25 protein-coding genes are annotated in these 20,725 nt (G+C 52.4%); 6 read left to right on the forward strand and 19 right to left on the reverse strand.

The window, feature by feature from the left end:
- Window positions 1-22 precede the first annotated feature (22 nt).
- Together IB196_RS02740 and IB196_RS02745 are read right to left on the reverse strand one after the other, a co-directional pair.
- Window positions 23-919, reverse strand: a complete 897-nt coding sequence (locus IB196_RS02740) for a U32 family peptidase (RefSeq protein ID WP_182289779.1) — start codon at window positions 917-919, stop codon at window positions 23-25.
- Window positions 910-1,905, reverse strand: a complete 996-nt coding sequence (locus tag IB196_RS02745; RefSeq protein WP_005131798.1) for a peptidase U32 family protein — start codon at window positions 1,903-1,905, stop codon at window positions 910-912. Before IB196_RS02745 ends, IB196_RS02740 begins: the two co-directional genes overlap by 10 nt.
- A 220-nt stretch (window positions 1,906-2,125) precedes the next feature.
- On the opposite strand from IB196_RS02745, the gene IB196_RS02750 reads away from it, so the two are divergent.
- Window positions 2,126-2,650: an SCP2 domain-containing protein gene (locus tag IB196_RS02750; protein ID WP_005131796.1), complete on the forward strand. Its 525-nt coding sequence runs from the start codon at window positions 2,126-2,128 to the stop codon at window positions 2,648-2,650.
- A complete protein-coding gene (locus IB196_RS02755; RefSeq protein WP_003844854.1) occupies window positions 2,644-3,147 on the forward strand; it encodes an N-acetyltransferase in 504 nt (167 codons plus the stop codon). Before IB196_RS02750 ends, IB196_RS02755 begins: the two co-directional genes overlap by 7 nt.
- Here the strand turns inward: IB196_RS02755 and IB196_RS02760 are convergent.
- Window positions 3,134-3,433: a GIY-YIG nuclease family protein gene (locus tag IB196_RS02760; protein WP_005131792.1), complete on the reverse strand. Its 300-nt coding sequence runs from the start codon at window positions 3,431-3,433 to the stop codon at window positions 3,134-3,136. The two genes, IB196_RS02755 and IB196_RS02760, sit on opposite strands and share 14 nt — an antisense overlap.
- A 52-nt stretch (window positions 3,434-3,485) precedes the next feature.
- Here IB196_RS02760 and IB196_RS02765 point away from each other — a divergent pair, with 52 nt between their 5' ends.
- Window positions 3,486-3,914 carry a YhbP family protein gene (locus IB196_RS02765; RefSeq protein WP_005131790.1) on the forward strand — a complete coding sequence of 143 codons (429 nt, stop codon included), beginning with the start codon at window positions 3,486-3,488 and terminating at the stop codon, window positions 3,912-3,914.
- 37 nt (window positions 3,915-3,951) lie between these two features.
- Entirely contained in the window at window positions 3,952-4,587 is a 636-nt protein-coding gene (locus IB196_RS02770) for an NAD(P)H-binding protein (protein ID WP_040234117.1), read from the forward strand.
- 93 nt (window positions 4,588-4,680) lie between these two features.
- Here IB196_RS02770 and dolP read toward each other — a convergent pair whose 3' ends face one another.
- The 4 genes from dolP to IB196_RS02790 are packed head-to-tail and all read right to left on the reverse strand — an operon-like array spanning window position 4,681 to window position 8,277.
- On the reverse strand, window positions 4,681-5,256 hold the full coding sequence (dolP, locus tag IB196_RS02775) for a division/outer membrane stress-associated lipid-binding lipoprotein (protein ID WP_005131783.1): 576 nt from the start codon (window positions 5,254-5,256) through the stop codon (window positions 4,681-4,683).
- Between the two features lie 9 nt (window positions 5,257-5,265).
- Window positions 5,266-5,856 (reverse strand): DnaA initiator-associating protein DiaA, encoded by a 591-nt coding sequence (diaA, locus tag IB196_RS02780; RefSeq protein WP_003024948.1) that lies wholly within the window; start codon window positions 5,854-5,856, stop codon window positions 5,266-5,268.
- A 34-nt stretch (window positions 5,857-5,890) separates the two neighbouring features.
- Window positions 5,891-6,286 carry a YraN family protein gene (locus IB196_RS02785; RefSeq protein WP_040234114.1) on the reverse strand — a complete coding sequence of 132 codons (396 nt, stop codon included), beginning with the start codon at window positions 6,284-6,286 and terminating at the stop codon, window positions 5,891-5,893.
- Window positions 6,244-8,277, reverse strand: coding sequence for a penicillin-binding protein activator (locus IB196_RS02790; RefSeq protein WP_005131771.1), 2,034 nt, complete (start codon window positions 8,275-8,277; stop codon window positions 6,244-6,246). Before IB196_RS02790 ends, IB196_RS02785 begins: the two co-directional genes overlap by 43 nt.
- Before the next feature lie 63 nt (window positions 8,278-8,340).
- Here IB196_RS02790 and rsmI point away from each other — a divergent pair, with 63 nt between their 5' ends.
- Both rsmI and IB196_RS02800 read left to right on the forward strand, forming a co-directional pair.
- Window positions 8,341-9,204: a 16S rRNA (cytidine(1402)-2'-O)-methyltransferase gene (gene rsmI, locus IB196_RS02795; RefSeq protein ID WP_188231863.1), complete on the forward strand. Its 864-nt coding sequence runs from the start codon at window positions 8,341-8,343 to the stop codon at window positions 9,202-9,204.
- Window positions 9,205-9,206: 2 nt separating this feature from the next.
- The gene (locus tag IB196_RS02800) at window positions 9,207-10,232 is read left to right on the forward strand and encodes a Fic family protein (protein WP_188231864.1); all 1,026 of its coding nucleotides are present in this window, start codon (window positions 9,207-9,209) and stop codon (window positions 10,230-10,232) included.
- Window positions 10,233-10,235: 3 nt separating this feature from the next.
- Here the strand turns inward: IB196_RS02800 and IB196_RS02805 are convergent, their stop codons facing one another.
- The 12 genes from IB196_RS02805 to kbaZ form a co-directional block, all read right to left on the reverse strand.
- Window positions 10,236-10,955, reverse strand: coding sequence for a galactosamine-6-phosphate isomerase (locus tag IB196_RS02805; protein WP_188231865.1), 720 nt, complete (start codon window positions 10,953-10,955; stop codon window positions 10,236-10,238).
- A 53-nt stretch (window positions 10,956-11,008) separates the two neighbouring features.
- Window positions 11,009-11,800 carry a PTS galactosamine transporter subunit IID gene (agaD, locus tag IB196_RS02810; RefSeq protein ID WP_005131762.1) on the reverse strand — a complete coding sequence of 264 codons (792 nt, stop codon included), beginning with the start codon at window positions 11,798-11,800 and terminating at the stop codon, window positions 11,009-11,011.
- Window positions 11,790-12,596: a PTS galactosamine transporter subunit IIC gene (gene agaC / locus IB196_RS02815; protein WP_005131760.1), complete on the reverse strand. Its 807-nt coding sequence runs from the start codon at window positions 12,594-12,596 to the stop codon at window positions 11,790-11,792. The genes agaD and agaC overlap by 11 nt, the downstream gene beginning before the upstream one ends.
- 54 nt (window positions 12,597-12,650) lie before the next feature.
- A complete protein-coding gene (agaB, locus tag IB196_RS02820) occupies window positions 12,651-13,127 on the reverse strand; it encodes a PTS galactosamine transporter subunit IIB (RefSeq protein WP_005131757.1) in 477 nt (158 codons plus the stop codon).
- A 186-nt stretch (window positions 13,128-13,313) separates the two neighbouring features.
- A complete protein-coding gene (gene kbaY, locus IB196_RS02825; RefSeq protein ID WP_005131756.1) occupies window positions 13,314-14,189 on the reverse strand; it encodes a tagatose-bisphosphate aldolase subunit KbaY in 876 nt (291 codons plus the stop codon).
- Between the two features lie 12 nt (window positions 14,190-14,201).
- Complete coding sequence (locus IB196_RS02830; protein WP_149692145.1) at window positions 14,202-15,356, reverse strand: AgaS family sugar isomerase; 1,155 nt, start codon at window positions 15,354-15,356, stop codon at window positions 14,202-14,204.
- Window positions 15,357-15,658: 302 nt separating this feature from the next.
- Window positions 15,659-16,792 carry an N-acetylglucosamine-6-phosphate deacetylase gene (gene nagA, locus IB196_RS02835; RefSeq protein WP_188231866.1) on the reverse strand — a complete coding sequence of 378 codons (1,134 nt, stop codon included), beginning with the start codon at window positions 16,790-16,792 and terminating at the stop codon, window positions 15,659-15,661.
- Window positions 16,789-17,223, reverse strand: a complete 435-nt coding sequence (gene agaF, locus IB196_RS02840) for a PTS galactosamine/N-acetylgalactosamine transporter subunit IIA (protein ID WP_188231867.1) — start codon at window positions 17,221-17,223, stop codon at window positions 16,789-16,791. The genes nagA and agaF overlap by 4 nt, the downstream gene beginning before the upstream one ends.
- 16 nt (window positions 17,224-17,239) lie before the next feature.
- Complete coding sequence (gene agaE, locus IB196_RS02845; protein WP_149692148.1) at window positions 17,240-18,118, reverse strand: PTS N-acetylgalactosamine transporter subunit IID; 879 nt, start codon at window positions 18,116-18,118, stop codon at window positions 17,240-17,242.
- Window positions 18,108-18,887: a PTS N-acetylgalactosamine transporter subunit IIC gene (gene agaW, locus IB196_RS02850; protein ID WP_005131744.1), complete on the reverse strand. Its 780-nt coding sequence runs from the start codon at window positions 18,885-18,887 to the stop codon at window positions 18,108-18,110. The genes agaE and agaW overlap by 11 nt, the downstream gene beginning before the upstream one ends.
- A gap of 10 nt (window positions 18,888-18,897) precedes the next feature.
- A complete protein-coding gene (gene agaV, locus IB196_RS02855) occupies window positions 18,898-19,371 on the reverse strand; it encodes a PTS N-acetylgalactosamine transporter subunit IIB (protein WP_003024925.1) in 474 nt (157 codons plus the stop codon).
- A gap of 28 nt (window positions 19,372-19,399) precedes the next feature.
- Window positions 19,400-20,671, reverse strand: coding sequence for a tagatose-bisphosphate aldolase subunit KbaZ (gene kbaZ, locus IB196_RS02860; RefSeq protein WP_255504746.1), 1,272 nt, complete (start codon window positions 20,669-20,671; stop codon window positions 19,400-19,402).
- Window positions 20,672-20,725 lie beyond the last annotated feature (54 nt).

The raw sequence follows: 20,725 nt of genomic DNA on the forward strand, positions 1-20,725 counted from the left end.
AAGGCAATTTGCCGCCATCCGGCTAGGCCTGCAGCTCCAGACCAGCCAGTCGCTTCCAGTAGCCGTTGCAGTCACTGTGGGCGGCAAGCGGTAATGGAGCACTGCCATTCTCGTTGGCACGGAAGGCGTCAAGCATGGCGAATGTCTCTGTCCCCAGCGGGGAAAGGCGCACAATATCAACCAGCCCCTGCATGGATGTCAGCTCGTTGCCGAGGTTGTAAACATAGCCGCTCATGGTCTGGATCCCGTTGAGCACAAAGACCTGCTGATTCTCCTGCGACAGCACATCGCGCCCGTTCGGGTATTTGATACAGCAGGTTTCACATTCGTCTTTTGGTCGATCTTCAGAGCGTGCGGTAAAGCAGCGGGCGGAGTATGCCAGTGGCAGATGCCCGTAGCTCAGCACCTCGACTTCAAACTGATTGCGAATACCCAACTCATCACACTGATTGAGCAGGTTTACCAGCCAGTCGCGGGACAGCTCTACCGGCATACACCAGCGCGTCATGCCATGCTTGAGCAGCAAACGCAGGGTTACCGCGTTGTAGCAGTTGAGCGCATGCCCGGCGACAAACGGCAGCTTACGCTCGGCGCACATGTTTACCACGCCGAGATCGCTGGCTTCCAGCAGGAAGTCGCCGTTTTCAACATAGCGCTTCAGTTCTCCCAGCTCAGAGGAGGCTTGCACCAGCGCCAGCGTCGACAGCACCACCTGTTTACCGCTGCCAGCGAGTGATTTCGCCATATCCAGCCAGTCACCCACTTTGGTGGCGCGGCGTTTACTGCATACCGCCTCGCCAAGATAGATAACGTCGGCCTGGCTTACGGCGGCCTGCTGATAAAAATCTTCCAGCGTTTCTTTCGGCCAGTACCACAGCACCGGCCCTAAGGAATATTTCATTGCTTCTCTCACTGCCATTTACGGTGATACGCGCCAAGCGTGGTTTGCGTGCCTTCGGACATTGAACCGAGCGTTTCCATCCACGCGTCCTGCGGGGTGTAGTTTTGCGGGTCGGCCATACAGCGGTCGATTGCCTGGCGCCACACTTTCGCTACCTGGCTGACATAGGCCGGGCTACGCTGGCGCCCTTCGATTTTTACCGAAGCAATATTGGCCGCCAGCAGTTCTGGTAGCAGCTCCAGCGTATTCAGGCTGGTGGGTTCTTCCAGTGCATGGTAGCGCTCGCCATCAACCAGATAGCGGCCTTTACACAGCGTCGGATAACCGGCGTTTTCTCCGTCCTGATAGCGATCGATCAGGACTTCGTTTAACCGTGACTCCAGTCCCTGCGGGGTCTGTTGCCAGCGCACAAAGCGAGCAGGGGAGCAGGCCCCCACCGTGTTAGGAGACTCGCCCGTCAGATAGGACGAAAGATAGCAACGGCCTTCCGCCATAATGCACAGGCTGCCAAAGGCGAACACTTCCAGGGGAACTGGCGTGACGCGAGCAAGCTGCTTCACCTGATGAATAGACAGCACGCGCGGCAACACCACGCGGGCAACGTCAAAGTTGCGATGGTAGAAATTAATCGCCTCTTCATTGGTTGCAGATGCCTGAACAGAGACATGGCGCTCAATATGCGGGTAGCGCTCTGCGGCATACTCAAGCATGGCGAGGTCGGCGAGGATCAGCGCATCCGCACCCAGTTGCGCCGCCATATCTACGGCACGTTGCCAGCGCGCGTAACCATCCGGATGCGCAAAGGTGTTAATTGCGATGTGCAGCTTACGGCGGTGCTGATGGACAAAATTCACCGCTTCCTGCAATTTTTTCTCGGTAAAATTAAGGCCGGCGAAATGACGGGCGTTGGTATCATCTTTCAGCCCGATGTAGACAGCATCAGCGCCGTTCTCGATGGCCGCCTTAAGCGCCGGGAGGTTTCCGGCAGGGCAGAGCAGCTCCATAATTTATCCTGAACGTTGCGCCATGTAGGGCGCAGAAATGTTAACGAAGAGGGATTTTAGTTAACCTTGCTGAGACAATTTTTGATTTGAGGCAGTTAAAGTCGTATTGATGACACCAATAAAGAGGTAACAATTTCGTAGCGAATTGTTGATTTATGCCGCTATGTCGTTTATTTGATATGGCAAAATAGCAGGACTATTGAAACAGGGAGTAAAGCTCGTGTTGGATAAACTGCGTTCACGCTTAGTACATTTTGGTCCTTCTCTGATGAGTGTACCGGTTAAACTGACGCCCTTTGCGCTGAAGCGCCAGGTTCTGGAACAGGTCCTGAGCTGGCAGTTTAGTCAGGCGCTGGCCGATGGGGAGCTGGAGTTTCTCGACGGTCGCTGGCTGAGCATTCATGTACGTGACATTGGCCTTAAATGGTATACCTCTGTTGAAAACGATAAACTGATCGTCAGCCAGAATGCAGATGCGGATGTCAGTTTTAGCGCCGATGCCAGCGATCTTCTGATGATCGCGGCGCGTAAGCAGGATCCGGATACGCTTTTCTTCCAACGTCGCCTGGTGATTGAAGGTGATACAGAATTAGGGCTGTATGTAAAAAATCTAATGGACGCCATCGAACTGGAGCAGATGCCTAAGGCGCTGCGCATCATGCTGATGCAGTTGGCGGATTTTGTTGAGGCGGGAATGAAAACTACGCCAGAAACCAAACAGACTTCGGTAGGTGAGCCATGCTGATTCGAGTTGAAATTCCCATTGATGCCCCTGGTATTGATGCACTGCTGCGCCGTTCGTTTGAAAGCGATGCGGAAGCTAAACTAGTACACGACCTGCGTGAAGACGGGTTCTTGACGCTGGGTCTGGTTGCTACCGATGACGAAGGTCAGGTCGTGGGTTATGTCGCGTTCAGTCCTGTCGATGTCCAGGGCGAAGATCTGCAATGGGTCGGCATGGCGCCGCTGGCGGTAGATGAAAACTACCGTGGGCAGGGTCTGGCGCGTCAACTGGTCTATGAAGGGCTCGATTCCCTGAACGAGTTTGGCTACGCCGCGGTGGTGACGCTGGGCGATCCGGCTCTGTACAGCCGTTTTGGCTTTGAGCTGGCTGCGCATCACGATCTGCATTGCCGCTGGCCAGGCACCGAAAGCGCGTTCCAGGTCCATCGCCTGGCGGATGACGCGCTGGAAGGCGTGACGGGTCTTGTGGAATACCACGATCACTTCAATCGTTTTTAAGCTCCGGGGTTTGCAGGCTGCTCAGTAGCGCCTCAAACCCTTCGCCTTCTACAAGGCGCTCTTTCTGCCGCTTGGTGAGCTGTTTGACGCGATACTCTATGCGCAGAGCCAGCGAACGATCGCCGATCTGCGCCGTAAATGCCAACGTGAGTTCCCCCTTTCCGCGTAGCGCCTTCGCACCTTTCCCACTTTGATGCTGCTTATAGCGGCGCTGCACATCGGTGGTTATACCGGTGTATAAGGCGTTGTCCGCGGTACGGATCAGGTACAGATACCAGGGTGTCATTGTCACCATCGACGTGATAATTTTCAGGCCTACAGTATAAAAGAGAACAGACATGGAAACACTGACTGCGGTGACCCGCTGGCTGGCAAAGCAGCACGTCGTGACCTGGTGCGTTCATCATGAAGGTGAATTGTGGTGCGCCAATGCGTTTTACCTGTTTGATGCGCAGAAGATGGCATTCTATGTGCTGACCGAAGATAAAACGCGCCATGCGCAGATGTCGGGGCCGCGCGCGCCGATTGCCGGCACGGTAAATGGTCAGCCCAAAACGGTCGCCCTGATTCGTGGCGTGCAGTTTAAGGGGGAGATTCGCCGCCTTGAAGGGCAGGAGAGTGAAGCCGCGCGTAACGCTTACAACCGCCGTTTCCCTGTCGCCAGAATGTTGCCAGCGCCCGTGTGGGAGATTCGACTGGATGAAGTCAAATTCACGGACAATACGCTGGGCTTCGGTAAAAAGATGCACTGGCTACGTGATCTATAGTTAAAAGAGTGATTGAAGCGTCAGGGGAAAATAAACGATGAGCCAGGTGTTAATAACCGGTGCAACGGGTCTGGTGGGTGGACATTTATTGCGGATGCTACTGAATGAACCCCGGATCAATGCCATTACGGCGCCGACGCGTCGACCGCTGGCTGATACGGTTGGCATCTATAATCCCCACGATCCGCAGCTAACCGATGCTCTGGCACAGGTTACCGATCCGGTCGATATTGTCTTTTGTTGTCTGGGAACGACCCGACGTGAAGCGGGCAGCAAAGAAGCATTTATCCACGCTGACTATACGCTGGTAGTGGATACGGCCCTGACAGGGCGTCGGCTGGGGGCACAGCATATGCTGGTGGTGAGTTCGATGGGCGCTAATGCCAATTCGCCGTTTTTTTATAACCGGGTGAAAGGTGAAATGGAGCAGGCGCTGATCGCGCAGAATTGGCCTCGGCTGACGATTGCCCGGCCTTCTATGCTACTGGGCGATCGGGATAAACAGCGGGCGAATGAAATGTTTTTAGCGCCATTATTTCGGTTGCTGCCGGGTAACTGGAAGTCGATTGAAGCGCGCGATGTGGCGCGGGCTATGCTGGCAGAGGCGCTGGCGCCTGGACCGGAGGGCGTGACGGTACTGACCTCTTCCGAGCTGCGCGAAAGGGCGAAATAAAATGCCGGATGGCGCTGACGCTTATCCGACCTACAAACGATTACGTCCTGTAGGCCGGATAAGACGCTCATGCGTCGCCATCCGGCATCAATATTATTTAATAAACGTAAAGGCCGTCGTGACGCGTTTCACGCCGCTTACCCGGCTGGCGATGTCCGCCGCCGCTTTCGCTTCGCGCTCGGTCACCAGACCCAGCAGGAAGACTTCTCCATTCTCGGTCGTGACTTTCACGTTAGAGGATTTCACCTGATCGCTGGTCAGCAACTGGGAACGTACTTTGGTGGTGATCCAGGTATCGTTGGATGCTTCGCCCAGGCCGATTGGCTGGCCCTGACGGATCTCATTAAAGACCTCAGTCGTACCTTCTACGCCCATCGCAATTTGTTTTGCCCGCGCAGACAGTTCGCTATTTGGCGACTGACCGACCAGCAGCACTTTACCCTGATACGCGCTGACGTTGATTCGCGTTTCTTTCTTGATCTGGGCATCTTTCGACAACGCCGTATTGACACGTAACTCCAGGGTTCCATCATCTACCTGGGTGCCGACACTGCGAGGGTCCGTCGCGGCTTTGGTGCCGACAGCAGCAGTTCCGACAACGGCAGCAGCGACACAGCCTTGCAGCAGCAGTGCAGCGATAATCACAGCAAGCGGCGAAAATGCCTTCATGTGTACTCCTTAATCATCCTGGTGAGGGAAAAGCGTGTTGTCGATGAGATCGCAAAGGCAGTTGACCGTTAGCATATGCATTTCCTGAACGCGGGCGCTATGGTGCGAGGGGATACGGATTTCAACATCCTGCGGCCCCAGTAATCCGGCCAGCTCTCCTCCGTCATACCCGGTCAGCGCGACGATTGTCATGTCGCGTGTCACGGCGGCTTCAACGGCTTTTACGATATCACGGCTATTACCACGCGTAGAGATTGCCAGTAGAACATCACCTGCATGTCCCAGCGCACGGACTTGTTTTGCATAAACTTCATCGTGCAGGCGATCGTTGGCAATCGCAGTTAAGACCACATTATCAGTATTTAGTGCAATCGCAGGTAAACTTGGGCGTTCTGTTTCAAAACGATTGATCATGCTGGCAGCAAAATGCTGTGCGTTGGCAGCGGACGTCCCATTACCACAACAGAGAATTTTGTTGCCATTGAGCAAGGACTGAACCAGCGTCATGGCTGCACGGGAGATCGCATCCGGAAGTGCTTCAGCCGCAGCTATCTGCGTTTGAATGCTTTCAGTAAAGCAGACTTTAATTCTATCTAACACGCTAATCCTTAAGAACCAGGCTCTGAATCTTCAACTATGAGCGGTCGTTGAACGCGTCCTTAAACCACTCAACATCATTTCCGGTGAAGGCTAACACATCGAACCGGCAATCCACAGTATCAAAACTCCCATTGTGGCGCGCAAGCCACAAGCGGGCGGTCTGTAATAATTTGTGTTGTTTGCTCCGGGTCACACTTGCCGCTGCACCGCCAAACTGGGTCGAGCGTCGAAAGCGGACTTCAACAAATACGGTGGTGTTGCCTTCACACATTATCAGGTCGATTTCGCCGCCACGCTCACGCACGTTGGCGGCGATAAAATGCAATCCCTTGCTCTGCAGCCAGTCACGCGCGGTGGATTCCCACGCGTCACCGGTCTGTTTACTTGTTAACTGGCGGGGACGACTTGTCCTTGCTGGTATTTGAGCCATGATAACTTCCTGTTAATCACACAATCCGGCGTTGCGGTTAAGGCCCCGGTGTTGCCGTTAATTTCGAAACCCTGCACCTGACGCATCTGCGAGAAGTGGTTGGCAAGCGACCAGGCATCGACGCCCATCGCGTACATACGCGCCAGCGAGTAGTCGTTACGAACCGCGCCAAGCGCTTGCTGCATGAGAGGAGCGTTAGCGCCTGCCAGCATCGGTATTTCGCTGTACTGCAGGCCTTCCATCTCCAGACGGAAATCAGGACCAGCGGTACCCTGCGCGCTGCGGGAGCTGGCGTACAGCGTCGCACCGCTCTGGCTGCCGTTACGCATGGCGATCATCGGTTTAATAAACGCAATTTCTTCCGGCGTTGCCAGAATATACACGGCATCAACACGACCGCTGCCGCCAGTGATTTGGGCATCGGTTGGCGCAGCCGGTATCGTCAGGCCGCCAATCGTCACGCCAGGTTGCGCAGGTACAGAGGACGCCATCGGGCTGCCCGTCAGGGAAATCCCCGAGCCGCCGTTGACGCCCATTTTCAGCTCGGCGGTGGAGCCGAACTTCTGCTGCAACACTACGCCGCCGCCCAGTTTTTGCCATTCCTGAGCAAAGGCATTGGCCACGCGATCGCCTAACGAACTGCGCGGGATCAGCAGCAGTGGCGTTTGTTTGCCCTGGTCGTGGATGTGACGCGCGGCATCGCGTGCTTCATCTTCTGGCGACAAAGCGAAGTAGCAGACGTTCGGCAGGTTTTTCACCGACTCCGGCTGATTAAGCGCCAGCACGTTTAATGGAGTGTTGCTTTTCATCAGCTCTTCAACATTGTTTTTCAACAGCGGACCAACCACGATGCTGGCGCCATCCTGCTGGACCTGAGTCAGGATCTGGTTCAGCGGTTGTGATGACGTGTCGTAGATTTTCAGCTCTGCGGACGGATTCGCCGGCGCGCTGGCGGTCGTTGGCTGTGCAGGCGCAGCTTCCGGCTGTGCTGGCGTCTCGTTGGTCAGATCGTTGACTGACGCCTGAGAAGGGCTGGCAACGCCGTCAGTCGTTTGCGGCTGTTCCATGGTCGTTGCAGCTGTTGTATCCACAGCAGGCGCAGCTACAGCAGGGGCCGCTACGGGTTGAGTACCCATATTTTTCGCCGCTTCAAAGCCTTGCTGAATAGTACGGCCAAATACAGCGGCCTGACCGTTCAGCGGCAGTAGCAGCGCAATTTTGCTGGTGGAGGCGGGCTTAAAGCTCTGCACGTTAACCAACTGCGTTGGCAGCATTTTTGCGCCAGGATTTTGCGGATAACGTTTCTGCCAGTCAGCAATACCGGCTTTCATCATGTCCGGATCGTTACGGTTATCGAACCAGACGCGCTGGAGATCCAGCCAGCCTTGCAGCACGTTTTCATCTGCATTGATGACCAGCGCCTGCGCTTGCTCCTGGGTCATGGATGACAGCGCCTGCCAGGTGGCATCGATGTTTTTCTGCTTAGCATTCGCGGCCAGCAGCGGTTCCTGAGCGATCAGGGCGCGCAGTAGCGTCAGTGATGGGCGACCCTGGTTGACGTCGATTTGCGCCTGCCAGTATCTGGCCTGCTGGTTTTGATCGAAATCGGCAGGAGTGAGTTTATCCAGCAGGGCCTGAGCGCCAGCGATATCTTTCTGCGCGAGCTTGATCTCGACGGCCAGCAGAGACTGCTCACGACGCTGAGTATCGCTGAGTTTCTGCGGTAGCTGGTTGAACAGCTCGGTAGCCTGCTGGCTCTTGCCTTCTTTCAGCAGTGCACGAATGGCGAGTAATTGCCAGTTGGTCTTGCTATCATCTGAGCTTTGCTGCATTTGTTGCAGATAAAAGCCGGAATCAGCCTGCGCAGTGCCCTGCATATGGGCTGCACTCTGGTCTGGCGCCTGGGTGCCACAGCCTGCGAAAATCAGTGCAGCCAGAATGACTGGCAGCGCGCGCGCGGCTTTCAAACGAGAAAATGTTGAGGGTACCATACTGTATCCAGTGATATTTTTTTACTCAATGCTCAATATTAAATCGGCAATACGGACGACACAATGAAACAACACGAATCGGCGGATAATTCTCAAGGCCAACTCTTTATTGTACCTACTCCTATAGGAAATTTGGCTGATATTACCCAACGAGCGCTCGAAGTTTTACAAGCCGTTGATTTGATTGCCGCTGAAGACACCCGTCATACCGGATTGTTGTTACAACATTTCGCGATAAACGCCCGTTTGTTTGCGTTGCACGATCACAATGAGCAACAAAAAGCGGAAACGCTGGTGGCGAAACTCAAAGAAGGGCAAAACATTGCGCTGGTTTCCGATGCCGGAACGCCGCTGATTAACGATCCTGGCTACCATCTGGTGCGCACCTGTCGCGAAGCGGGGATCCGCGTTGTTCCTCTGCCGGGCCCTTGCGCCGCCATTGCCGCGCTGAGCGCTGCTGGTCTGCCTTCAGACCGTTTTTGCTATGAAGGTTTTCTGCCTGCCAAATCGAAAGGGCGTCGTGATGCGATGAAAGCCATTGAGGCAGAGCCGCGTACGCTTATTTTTTATGAATCTACCCACCGCTTGCTGGATAGCCTGGAAGACATGGTTGCCGTCTGGGGCGAATCCCGTTACGTGGTGCTGGCGCGCGAGCTGACCAAAACCTGGGAAACCATTCACGGCGCACCGGTCGGCGAACTGCTGGCGTGGATCAAGGAAGATGAAAACCGTCGCAAAGGCGAAATGGTGCTGATTGTTGAAGGGCATAAAGCGCAAGAAGACGATCTGCCTGCCGATGCGCTGCGAACCCTGGCGCTGCTGCAGGCCGAACTGCCGCTGAAAAAGGCCGCCGCGCTGGCCGCTGAAATCCATGGCGTGAAGAAGAATGCGTTGTACAAACACGCGCTGGAACAGCAGGGAGAGTAAACGTGAGCACCTACCAACCGCCTTTTACCGTTACGCCATTGATCCTCAATCAAGTCATTGAGATTGGTGAGCTGATGGGGCATTGGGCGGCGATGGCGGGCAGGACATCTCCTCTGTTGCGTAAAGAGAACCGTATTCGTACTATCCAGGCTTCTTTAGCGATTGAGCATAATTCGTTGACGACGGATCAGGTTACAGCCCTGATGGACGGTAAGCGTATTTTGGCTCCGGCTAAAGATATACAGGAAGTCAGAAATGCGATTCTGGCCTATGAAAAAATGTCGGAGTGGAAAAGTGAAAAACTCTCCGATCTTTTACAGGCACATCAAATCCTGATGATGGGGCTTGTCGATAACCCGGGCCAATTGCGAGCCGGCAATGTCGGTGTTTACAGGGAAAAGCAGCTTATTCATATGGCCCCACCGGCTTCACAAGTTCTTCGTTTGATGAATGACTTACTGGACTGGTTAAAGACGACAGAACTTCACCCGCTTATCGCGGGTGCTGTATTCCATTATGAGTTCGAATTTATTCATCCTTTTGCCGACGGCAATGGACGGATGGGGCGATTGTGGCAGACATTAATCCTGCGTGAGTGGCGTTCAGAATTAGCCTGGTTGCCGGTGGAAACGCTGATCCACTACCAGCAGGATCGCTATTATCAGGTACTAGGAGTGTGCGATCGGCAAAGCAACTGCACGCCATTTATAGAATTTATTCTGGAAAATATTATCTCTGCTTTGCAAGAGGGATTAGGAAAATCAGCAACCCTGTCGGAAGAAATGTCGGAAGAAATGTCGGAAGAAATGTCGGAAGAAATGTCGGAAGAAATGGCGTCTGATTTACTGGATATAGAAAAACGCATTCTACGAATCTTGTCGCATCAGCCTGGTAGATCTGCCAAAAGTATCGCTGATGAGTGTGAAATCTCACCCCGAACAGTTGAACGCTATCTGAAAGCGTTGCAGCTAAAAGGTAAACTGCAACGCGTTGGCGCGACGAAAGGAGGGATGTGGCGGGTGCTGTAAATTTTATTTATCAGAGTATTGTGAGCCGTCAATCAGGCAACCCACATTGCTGTGCAGCCATAAAAATGAAGCAGGAATAGCTGTTGTAACGGTGGCGGCCAGGTATTTTTCTACCGCATCATGCTTCCCTTCACCTGCTATCAACAACAAGATCTCTTTTGCATTCAGAATGTCCTTCAACCCGAGCGTAATGCCGCGAGTTACAGGATTAGCGGCCGTTTTTAACATGTCATGATGGCGCGTTTTCTCATCAAGTACGCTGATATGGCAAAACGGTTCCAGTGACTCGGCAGGTTCATTCAACCCCAAATGACCATTTTTGCCGATTCCAAGCAGACATAAATCGAGGCCGCCCCGGCTGGCAATAATATCTGTGATGCGCTCGCACTCTTGCTCATCAATGTTTTCGGATTGAAAACCGACCAGCTGTTCTGCTCGTAAACCCAATGGTTGAACGATGTGTTGTTGCAGGAAAGATTCGCACGTTGCTGGAGAGTTCAGGGGAATGCCAACCCACTCGTCCAGTTTCACGAAAACTACCCGCTCAATATCGATCTGACGCTGGTTAATTTTCTCGACAAAGTAGCGATAGGTGAGAAGCGGCGAGCCTCCGGTTGCCAGACAGATGGTGGCATCAGGTTTCTTCTGTATCAGCGTAATTAACTGCTCGCTGGCGCGTTCGCTCAATACGTCATAATTGTCGCAGTACTGGGTATATTGCATTTATCGAGTCCTTTTGAAGGAGGATGTTGCAGGCAGCTTCATCCTCTTTTCGTTTAAAGAATGCCAAGTGCTGACGAGATAATTGACAGTACAAACGTTACGCCGATTAACAGTACTGGATGTGCTTTTTTCACCCGCAACAGGTAGTACATCAGCAGCGTGTAGCCCATAGGTAAAATATTCGGGAATACTTTATCGAAAAAATCCTGCTGTAAGGCCACGCTGTGGGTACTGTCGATCGCGAAGGAAGTTACAACATTGATATGCACATAGGAGGCGATGAGCCCACCGATAACGGTTATCCCGAGGATCGTCGCTGAGCGGGCAATCATCTGCGAGTTTTCCCGTACTTTATCGATAGCTTTAACTCCGACCGAGTAACCAACGTGCGTCCAACCGACACGTAGGAAAAAGATCATCAAATAAACGGCGAAAAACAGAATTGGCCCCAGGATGTTCCCCTGACTGGCGAAAGAGGAGCAGATCCCCGCCATAATGGGCAGCAAGGTGAACCAGAAAATGGCATCGCCGATCCCGGCGATGGGTCCAAACAATGCTACTTTCAAGCCTTTAATCGTGTCGCGATTTTCTCCCTTCTCCTCCATTGAGATTAGCAGTCCCATCAGGAAGCCTACCAGGTTCGGGTGGGTATTGATAAATTCCAAATGATCTTTCATCGCCGCGCTCAGACCGGCTTTATCATCTTTATAGATTTTTCTCAGGATCGGGAGCATCGCCCAGGTAAAACCACCTGCCTGCATCCTTTCATAGTTAAAGCTGGCCTGAAGAAGGGACGATCGAAACCCCAGGCGAGTAATGTCTTTTTTACTGATTTCAGATCCCATTGCTGTAGTCCTCTTCTTCATTGTTCTTATTGGCGACAGGCTGAGGTTGAGCCTGCTGTTTGGCTTTCGCATTGAAAAACTCATATACGGCGAAGCCTGCGCCTAATACGGCGACGGGCAAAAGGTTATTAACCTGGATGTAGCAAACGAAAAGGAAGCCAGCAATCAGGTATGGAATGTACTGTGCTTTAAACATCACGCGGAGCAACAAACCAAAACCGACTGCGGGCAAAATGCCACCGGCCACTTCAAATCCATGTGTTAACCAGGCAGGCATGGCTTTTACCAGAGACTGCATAGCGCCTTGTGCCAGATACGTACACAGGAAGGCGATGATGGCGTAAGAAGAAGCCACTATCAGCGTTGTCAGCCAGTTCAAACGTGTAAATGCGCCTGTGTTTGCTTCTTTCGCACAGCTATCTGCTTTCGCCATGAATAAAGAGAATGCTGAGTAAAAGAACAATATGACGTACTGCATCAAGAGGCTGAAAGGTAAGCCAAGACCGATAGCTGTTTTAGCATCCACACCGGTAGACCATGCGATCACCGTGGTCATTAAACCGGCCATGATGGGGTTCGGCGGCTGTACACCACCTGCGGGTGTCAAACCGGCAAAGGCCAGTTCTGTCAGACCACCCGTTATCAGGCCAATATGAATATCGCCGAGAATAGCGCCGGTTAGAGTACATACAATGATTGGCCGAAATAAAAACAAGGCTTCCAGCCAAAAATCTATTCCAAGGAAGAAGACTAATGCAGCCAGGGATATGCCCTGAAGTAGTGTTATTTCATGCATGTCGGATACCTCAAATAAATAAATCCTTTTATTATGAAAAATCTGATTTATCCCTTACTCAGGGATCTGTTCTTTTTGATCGCCAGGGACATCCTGAATAAAAATATTAACGCCTTGTTTCTTAATAAATTGAAGATTTTCAAGATCCTGATCGTTAACGTAAACTTTGCTACTGATCTGCTTTTTACCTTCTGAAAAATGCATATTGCCTACATTGACATCCTTCAGCGTAATGCCTCCTTCAAGCAGTTTTCTGACCGTTTGTGGTGTTCGGCAAATCAGGAATATTTTCTGGTGTGGTGCGGCCTTACCGATAACGTTGATGGTTTTTTCTATAGAAAAGAAACGGATGCCAAAGCCATAGGTTTCAGCGGTGATGCCCATTAATTTCTGCTGGATCTCATCCTGAGCAACGTCATCATCAACAACGACTAACAGGTTAGCTCCAATTGTTGATGTCCATGTCACGCCAACCTGTCCATGGACTAATCTGTTATCAATGCGGGTTAATAGAATATTTGGACTGCTCATACTTAAATCCTCACCATAAAAAGATTGAATGACATAGATGATTGAAATATATTATTTTTGCAGCATTGAATTCATAAATTTATTCAGCATGATTTAAAAATCATACCTCTATTTTATTTGAACAATGAGCACTACCTGACATTACGCAGATAGCACTCGTGAATAAAAATTGAAATCTAACGACGGTCACGATAATTCGCAGGTAGCCATCAATTTATTTGCCGAGCCACATACATTGATTTTGCTGCGCACCACTTCTTTCATTGCATCCATACCAACCCGCATGTAGTAGCGAGGATCGTTGCCCTGCGGATTTTCTGCAAACCATGCTTTGACCGCGTCGGCAAAGGCAATTTTCAGCTCCGTGGCGACGTTAACTTTGCACACACCAAGCTCGATCGTGCGGCGAACGTATTCGTCAGGGACATCGCTTGCGCCATGCAGCACCAGCGGAATATCCACCACTTCACGAATTTCACCCAGGCGCTGGAAATCGATTTTAGGCGTTTTGGTGTACAGGCCGTGCGCAGTGCCGATGGCAACGGCAAGGCTATCTACGCCGGTACGCTCAACAAACCGTTTGGCTTCTAGTGGGTCGGTGAGGAAGGCGCTTTCAGCATCCACGCTCATGTCATCTTCAACACCACCGAGGCGACCTAACTCTGCTTCCACGCTGCAATCTTTGGCATGGCAAAAATCGACGACAGATTTCACCAGCTTTACGTTTTCTTCAAACGGGAAGTGGCTACCGTCGATCATTGCGCTACGAACGCCAGCATTCACTTTGCGGCGGATATCGTCCAGCGACTCATGATGATCGAGATGTAACGCCAGCGGCATGTCGTAGCTGGTGGAATACGCGCTGCACAGCGCATAGATCTCTTCCAGTGCAATATGCTTAAAGGTGCCAGGCGTTCCGGCGAGGATCACTGGCGATCGCATTTCATGGCACACCTCAAGGATTGCCTGGATCGTCTCGGCGTTGTGGATGTTGAAGGCGGGTACGGCGTAGCCCTTTTTTTGCGCATCCAGCAGAAGGTATTTTGTGGAAATGATGCTCATAAAACGATCCTCTTAGGCGTTCCAGGGGTGAATAACAACGCCCTGTACAACACGGTTCACTGTGCCACTGGCGGAAGGTGTATCCGGCGTATTACCGATATTGATGGATTGCGTCAAAGCAAAGACCTGGGCGTAGATCAGGAAGCAGAACGCCAATTCCATATCGATGAAAGAGCGTGCTGGCGGCAGCAAAATATGTGGACCCGCTTCAATCACCTCATGGGTTTGTGCGGCAATCGCGACCACCCGCAGCGCCTGCCGATCGCGGCGTAATTCTGCCAGCAAATCGAGATCGTATTGACGTGTATAGGGATGACTGGAAACAAAGACCACGACCAGCGTTTCGTTATCAACCAGCGACTTTGGACCGTGACGAAAACCGGTCGGGGAGTCATAGAATGCAGCCAGTTTGCCCGCTGTCAGCTCCAGGACTTTCAGTGCCGATTCTCGCGCAGCTCCCTGTAATCCACCGCTACCGAGGTAGACGATCCGTTTCCAGGGCTCATTGCCAAACACACCGTCGCTGAAATCGCCAAGTGAAGTCAGGATCGCCTGGCACCGATCGGCCACATCGCGGAAGGTCTGACTGCTGATTTTCTCCGGGGCGAATACTGCCAGACAGCTGGCCATCATGGTGGTAACGCTGCTGGTCATGGCAAAACCGCGGTCATGTGTTTCAGCGGGCATTAACAGAGCAAAAGCGTTGTCGCTTGCGACTGCGTTTTGATACAGGCTACCTGCTTCGTTGCAGGTGATTGGCAGGTGATAGCACTCAGGTACAAACTGATTAGCCAGCTCCACTGCCGCAACGCTTTCCGGGCTGTTACCTGAGCGAGCGAAAGAGACTAGCAACAGCGGATGTGAGGGATTCAGATAATCCATCGGATTGGTCACCAGGTCGGTGGTCGGCACAGCGCTGATGTTTTTTCCGGTATAGCTTGCCAGCCAGGGGGCAATGATGTCGCCAATGAATGCTGAGGTTCCGGCCCCGGTCAGTACGATCCGCAGATCGTTTTTGCGCAGCAATGGCGCGAGAAAGTTGTCAATGGCAGATCGAATGTTGTCGATATTGGTGAGGGAGCGGATCCAACTGGCTGGCTGTTGACGGATCTCTTCTTCGGTCCAGGTGCCTGTTACCGCAGTAACAGGGGTATAGGTTTCTGGCATAACTTAAGTCCTTAGTCTCGTAAATTCCACATAAGACGCTGGCGAAAATGTCGCTATCTTTCGTTTCGTTTCACTTGTTCATCTTGTCGATTGATTAAAATCTATAGAAAAGAAATCGAAAGATCAATAATCCAAAATGAAATAAAACGAAAATTGTGATCGTTAGAACGAAGGTTGCAGTTATCTTATTGATCTATAATGAAGAGATTGATTGCAATATGGATCGGTATTTCCACAAACGAAAGGAAAAGAAAGGCCTTGCGATCGAAGACCGCAGGCCAACAGGAGATAAAATGAAAGGTCTAAAGGGGGGGAACCTGACCCTGAATCCAGATCTGTTGTAAATGCAGCCCGCTATTAAGCGCGATCGTGTCGGCACGTTTGCCCACCGCTAATGATCCCATCAGACGATCAATACCCAACAGACGCGCAGGGTGGAGTGAGGCCATATGAATTGCCGCTTCTGCCGTTATCCCGGTGAGTTCGACCATATTACGTACGGCCGCATCAACCGAAAGCGTACTACCCGCCAGGCCTCCAGAGGCGGTTCGTACAATACCACTACACATTTCCACTTCCTCGCCACAGAGCGTATAGCGACCATCTGGCATTCCAGCAGCCTGCATGGCATCGGTGATCAGCACCAGTCTGTTTTTTGCGCAACAGCAGCATAGCTTCATGGCTGCCGGGTGGACATGGTGCCCGTCAGCGATAAGCTCCAGCCAGGCGCGTGGATCTGTTAACCCAGCGCCAACCATTCCTGGCTCCCGGTGATGTAAGCCGGTCATCCCGTTGTAGCAGTGCACTAACCCGTCTGCACCGGCATCGAAGGCCGCGCGGGTTTGTTCCCAGGTGGCTGCGCTATGACCCAGCATAACCCTTACGTTGTGTTGCTTAAGATGCGCAATTGCTTGTAATGCACCTGGTTTTTCTGGTGCCAGTGCAACGACGCGTAATGTTTGCCTGGAAATTGCAATCAGTTCATCCAGTTCACTGAGCTCCAGTTCCCTGAAAAGCTCAGGCGGATGCGCCCCTTTGTTCTGCGGCGTAAAGTACGGGCCTTCAAGATAACTGCCCAGCACCTGCGCGCCAGGTCCACCGGAATGGTAGCGATGGGCAATACGCTCCAGCGCCTTGTGAATATCCGGTAGTGGAGCGGTGACGGTGGTGGGTAGCCAGTTGGCTACCCCTTCACGTGCTTTGTGCATCGCCAGTTTATCGAGCGTATCCGGTGCCTCATCCATCACATCGACGCCCGCGCCGCCGTGTACGTGGATATCAATGTAAGCCGGACAAAGCAGCTCTGCGTCGCGGATCATAACGCCGGAGGGGATGGGCTCTATTTCTGCAATGAAGCCATCTTCAATATGTAATTGATGATCGTCCAGCCAGCCCCGTTCTGTCAGCAGGCGTCTGGCGCGCAGTAGCTGTGTCATATCCCTTCCTCAACGGGCTTTTCCTCACGACAGCGTCCCAGTTCGTCTACCAGGCTAGTTAAGCCACGATGCCCGCACTCCAGCGCCTGCAAGCGAAATGCTTCGCTGGTCAGGCCATCGCGCTCGAGCACCATTTCCAGCAGTAGTTGCAGATTGGTGCCGGTGATCACCTCAGTGCCTTGCCTTTGCATCGCTAGCGTGGAAGCGACGCGAAACGGCGTCCCGCCTAACAGGTCTGTCAGAAACACGATGTCTTGCTGCGCATCCAGTTCACTCACCGCTAGTTCAAGCTGCGAGGTGAGTAAGGCGGTGGTTGAGGTTTCCGGAAAGTCGATGGCGATGAACTGTGATTGTTCACCCAGAATCTGTTTCATCGCTTTTTCCATTCCGCTGGCAAACCCGCCATGGCCGGTCAAAATAATACCTAACATCTACAACCCCTCGTATTTACAGGAAATGACAGAACTTGCCCACGACGCCGAGCACCACGGTAATGGCGATAAGGCGCAAAGGACTCCAGCCACGACGGACCAGCCAGAACATAGTTAATGTGTAGACCAGCGGCAAAAAAGCAGGCATCAGCTTGTCTATAACATCCGTTTGCAGTTTTACAACCGCATCACCAGCCGTGATTTCCAGGGTAGTGCTCAGGCGAACATAGGTTGCTACCAACGCGCCGATCACCGTCATCCCTACGATGGATGCCGCATGTCCAACCTTTTTGGTATTAGCTTTAATCAGCGGGATGGCAGCAACGCCCATTCGATAAGCATAGTGTGCCAGTCCAAAGCGCAGACCAAGATGAACCACGTTAAACATAACAATAAAGACAACTGCGCCAAGAATAGAACCTTGCAGCGCCAGGCTGGCCCCGATACCGCCGCAAATAGGCAATAACGTTAACCAGAACATGGCATCACCGATGCCGCCAAGCGGCGCGCCGACAGCAATCTTGGTGCTTTGAATACTGTTCACATCCTGCTTGGAGCGTTCCATCGCCAGGATAATCCCGATAACAAACGTGACCAGAAAAGGGTGGGTGTTGAAGAAGCCCATATGACCTGTCATCGAACGCGCCAGGTCGCGTTTGTTGGTATGGATCTTTTTCAGTGCAGGTAACAAGCCGTACAACCATCCTGACGCCTGCATACGTTCGTAGTTAAAAGAAGCCTGTAACAGCATTGAACGCCAGGCGACACGGTTGATATCTTTTTTTGTCAGCTCGGCACCGATATTCTGGTCTTCGTAGACGTTTTCATTTGTGCCGGACAGCAGCGTTTCTTCGGTTTCGGAAACGTTTGGCAGAGTCGTTTGATTAGATGCCATCTTCGAATTCCTCTTTTTGTGCTGCAGGAGCTGTAGGTTCAGGTGATTTACGCAGAAAATCGATCAACGCCATGGCCAGTGCAGCTGCGGCAATCGCTAGCACCGGGAGTTTGAGCCAGGCTGCGGCCACAAAACCCAGAATGAAGTAAGGGATATAGACGTTTTTCATCATGATTTTCAGCAGTACGGCGAAGCCGATAGCGGGCATAATGCCGCCTGCCACACCGAGGCCATCAATCAGACGAGCTGGCAGAACATCTATAGCGGTTTTGGCATGTTCCGCACCAAAGTAAATCGGCAGGAACGCGCATAAGAAGTAGAAGATCCCCAGTGCGAGCAACGCCAGATAGTTGACCCGCTCAATCCCTGCGGTATCGGCATTCGCTGCCATGCGATCACACCGAGCCATCACCCCTGACATCACAGAGAACAGGAAGGTGATCCCCATTTGTACCGCTACGGCGAACGGTACCGCCACACCTACGGCAACTTCGGGTTTCACCCCGGTCGTTATGGCAAACGTGGTTCCTACGATAGTACCGATAATCACGTTTGGCGGCTGAGCTCCAGCCAGCGGGGCCAGACCCATCCACACCAGTTCCAGCGTACCCCCTGTCAAAATACCGGTATGCAGATCGCCCAGAATCAGGCCGACCAGTGGCCCGAGAACAACCGGGCGGTGCATGTGCGTTAACCCGTTGAACATATCCAGCCCAGCAATAAAGGCGAGAATACCCAACGCAAAAGCCTGCAACAGACTGATTTCCATTGTGAATCCCTCAGAGAAGTTTATAGAGGTCCTGGGCGGGTTCTGTTGGAACGCCCTGAACGAAGCATTCCACCCCAGCGGCTTTTAGCCCGTTGAATGCCGTAATATCGGCAGCGTCTACAGAAACCGTTTTGGCGATTTGTTGCTTGCCGTTGGCGTAGTGCATATTGCCAACGTTGATGCGGTTAACAGGAACACCGCCTTCGACCAGACGGAAGAAATCCGCAGGCGATTTGCAGACCAGCAGAATTTTCTGGCGATCGGCGGCACGGTGAATATTGTCGATCACTTTTTGTAGCGACCAGAAGCGTACGGCGATCCCTTCTGCCAGTACCATTTCCATCAGGTTTTGCTGCACGGGGTCTTCAGCCACTTCATCATTCGCGACCAGCACCAGGTTTGCCCCCGCAAACCCAACCCATTGCACACCAACCTGACCGTGAATCAGACGTTCATCAATGCGACTTAATACAATGTTTGGCATGGTATTTTTTTCTCTTTTTTGTTATGCGTTACGATCTCAAGCACGCCTGGCAGGCGCAGTGATATTGCTGCAGTATGTCCTGAATATGGTTAATGATGAGTTCTCGCGGTGTGGCGCTGAGATCTCCCTCGCGCACTTTTACGTACTGCAAGGGTAAATACTGGCTAATCAGCGGCAGGGGAATGGGGTCATCAGCCAGGTTGCGCACCAGCCGTTCGAATGCTTCATCAATCTGGCTGTCCGGCCAGTAGTAACGAACCCGATCGGAGTAGCTATATCCGCGAGCCAAACGGCGTGCATTACCATCGCCGTGATAGTGGCTCTGCCAGTACTCTGGTCGATCAAGCATTACGCTTTCCAGCACATGTCGCAGGCCTGAACAGGCTTTTGCAGGCAGTAATTCTTCTTCAATCGCGGCCAGTGAAAACAGCGCTTCGCGCAGAGCGAAGGTCAACGCGGGTCCCACTTTCAGGATAGCGAAGTGATCTATCACCAGTTGGCGCAAGGACTGTGGCGTTTGGTAATCGGTAGAATGCGCTTCAAACACCAGTGTGTCGTAGTCTTCAACCATTTTGCTGAGTGCCACAGCTTTCTGTGGTTGATAATCAATGATGTGTGTGTGGTCGAATTCAACGCCAGGTTGCACCACCAGGGCGATAATACGCGGCCAGATACCTTCCAGACCGCACTTTTCAAAGGCGTGATAGTGAGCCTGCAGCGTTGCGCGTGCGGCATCGGGCGTTGTTACCGCCAGGTCGGTTAACGTTTCGTGGGCGCCACCTGGAACCGGCACTTCTGTGCCAATTACATAGACCAGATCCGACTCGCCAAAATGTGCCATACAGGTTTCTTCGGCTACTTTTGCCAGACGCGCGGCGCGTTCCGCGACGATGTCATCTGTCAGTGGAACCGGGTCGTTAGCACACGACATACTGCAATCGAGGTGGATTTTTTTAAAACCTGCACTGACATAGCTTTTGATCAGATCGTCAGCGTTGGCCATTGCCTGTTCTGCAGGCAGATTTTGCCAACGGTTGGGCCCGAGATGGTCTCCGCCGAGAACCAGCATATCCTGAGAAAAATTAAGCGAGTCGGCTAAACGGCAGACAAAGCTGCGAAAATCGGCTGGTGTCATACCCGTATAGCCGCCAAACTGGTCAACCTGATTAGAGGTTGCTTCGATCAACAGCGGTGTATGGTTTGCATGGGCGTAGCGTATTGCGGCTTCCAGTACGATTGGATGCGCGGAACAAACGGCATAAATCCCGTTTGCCTTCCCCCGTTTATGCTGCTCGACCATTTTAGTTAGATGTTTCACTTTCCTCTCCAGGTCAGATAACTGCGACATCAATCT

The sequence above is a fragment of the Citrobacter sp. C6_1 genome (genome assembly GCF_014596835.2).
GTDB lineage: Bacteria > Pseudomonadota > Gammaproteobacteria > Enterobacterales > Enterobacteriaceae > Citrobacter > Citrobacter pasteurii.

Coding starts and splice junctions, on each gene's coding strand:
- IB196_RS02740 (WP_182289779.1), bottom strand. CDS start 919: ATGGCAGTGAGAGAAGCAATGAAATATTCCTTAGGGCCGGTGCTGTGG.
- IB196_RS02745 (WP_005131798.1), bottom strand. CDS start 1,905: ATGGAGCTGCTCTGCCCTGCCGGAAACCTCCCGGCGCTTAAGGCGGCC.
- IB196_RS02755 (WP_003844854.1), top strand. CDS start 2,644: ATGCTGATTCGAGTTGAAATTCCCATTGATGCCCCTGGTATTGATGCA.
- IB196_RS02760 (WP_005131792.1), bottom strand. CDS start 3,433: ATGACACCCTGGTATCTGTACCTGATCCGTACCGCGGACAACGCCTTA.
- IB196_RS02765 (WP_005131790.1), top strand. CDS start 3,486: ATGGAAACACTGACTGCGGTGACCCGCTGGCTGGCAAAGCAGCACGTC.
- IB196_RS02770 (WP_040234117.1), top strand. CDS start 3,952: ATGAGCCAGGTGTTAATAACCGGTGCAACGGGTCTGGTGGGTGGACAT.
- dolP (WP_005131783.1), bottom strand. CDS start 5,256: ATGAAGGCATTTTCGCCGCTTGCTGTGATTATCGCTGCACTGCTGCTG.
- IB196_RS02785 (WP_040234114.1), bottom strand. CDS start 6,286: ATGGCTCAAATACCAGCAAGGACAAGTCGTCCCCGCCAGTTAACAAGT.
- IB196_RS02790 (WP_005131771.1), bottom strand. CDS start 8,277: ATGGTACCCTCAACATTTTCTCGTTTGAAAGCCGCGCGCGCGCTGCCA.
- rsmI (WP_188231863.1), top strand. CDS start 8,341: ATGAAACAACACGAATCGGCGGATAATTCTCAAGGCCAACTCTTTATT.
- IB196_RS02805 (WP_188231865.1), bottom strand. CDS start 10,955: ATGCAATATACCCAGTACTGCGACAATTATGACGTATTGAGCGAACGC.
- agaD (WP_005131762.1), bottom strand. CDS start 11,800: ATGGGATCTGAAATCAGTAAAAAAGACATTACTCGCCTGGGGTTTCGA.
- agaC (WP_005131760.1), bottom strand. CDS start 12,596: ATGCATGAAATAACACTACTTCAGGGCATATCCCTGGCTGCATTAGTC.
- agaB (WP_005131757.1), bottom strand. CDS start 13,127: ATGAGCAGTCCAAATATTCTATTAACCCGCATTGATAACAGATTAGTC.
- kbaY (WP_005131756.1), bottom strand. CDS start 14,189: ATGAGCATCATTTCCACAAAATACCTTCTGCTGGATGCGCAAAAAAAG.
- IB196_RS02830 (WP_149692145.1), bottom strand. CDS start 15,356: ATGCCAGAAACCTATACCCCTGTTACTGCGGTAACAGGCACCTGGACC.
- nagA (WP_188231866.1), bottom strand. CDS start 16,792: ATGACACAGCTACTGCGCGCCAGACGCCTGCTGACAGAACGGGGCTGG.
- agaF (WP_188231867.1), bottom strand. CDS start 17,223: ATGTTAGGTATTATTTTGACCGGCCATGGCGGGTTTGCCAGCGGAATG.
- agaE (WP_149692148.1), bottom strand. CDS start 18,118: ATGGCATCTAATCAAACGACTCTGCCAAACGTTTCCGAAACCGAAGAA.
- agaW (WP_005131744.1), bottom strand. CDS start 18,887: ATGGAAATCAGTCTGTTGCAGGCTTTTGCGTTGGGTATTCTCGCCTTT.
- agaV (WP_003024925.1), bottom strand. CDS start 19,371: ATGCCAAACATTGTATTAAGTCGCATTGATGAACGTCTGATTCACGGT.
- kbaZ (WP_255504746.1), bottom strand. CDS start 20,671: ATGGTCGAGCAGCATAAACGGGGGAAGGCAAACGGGATTTATGCCGTT.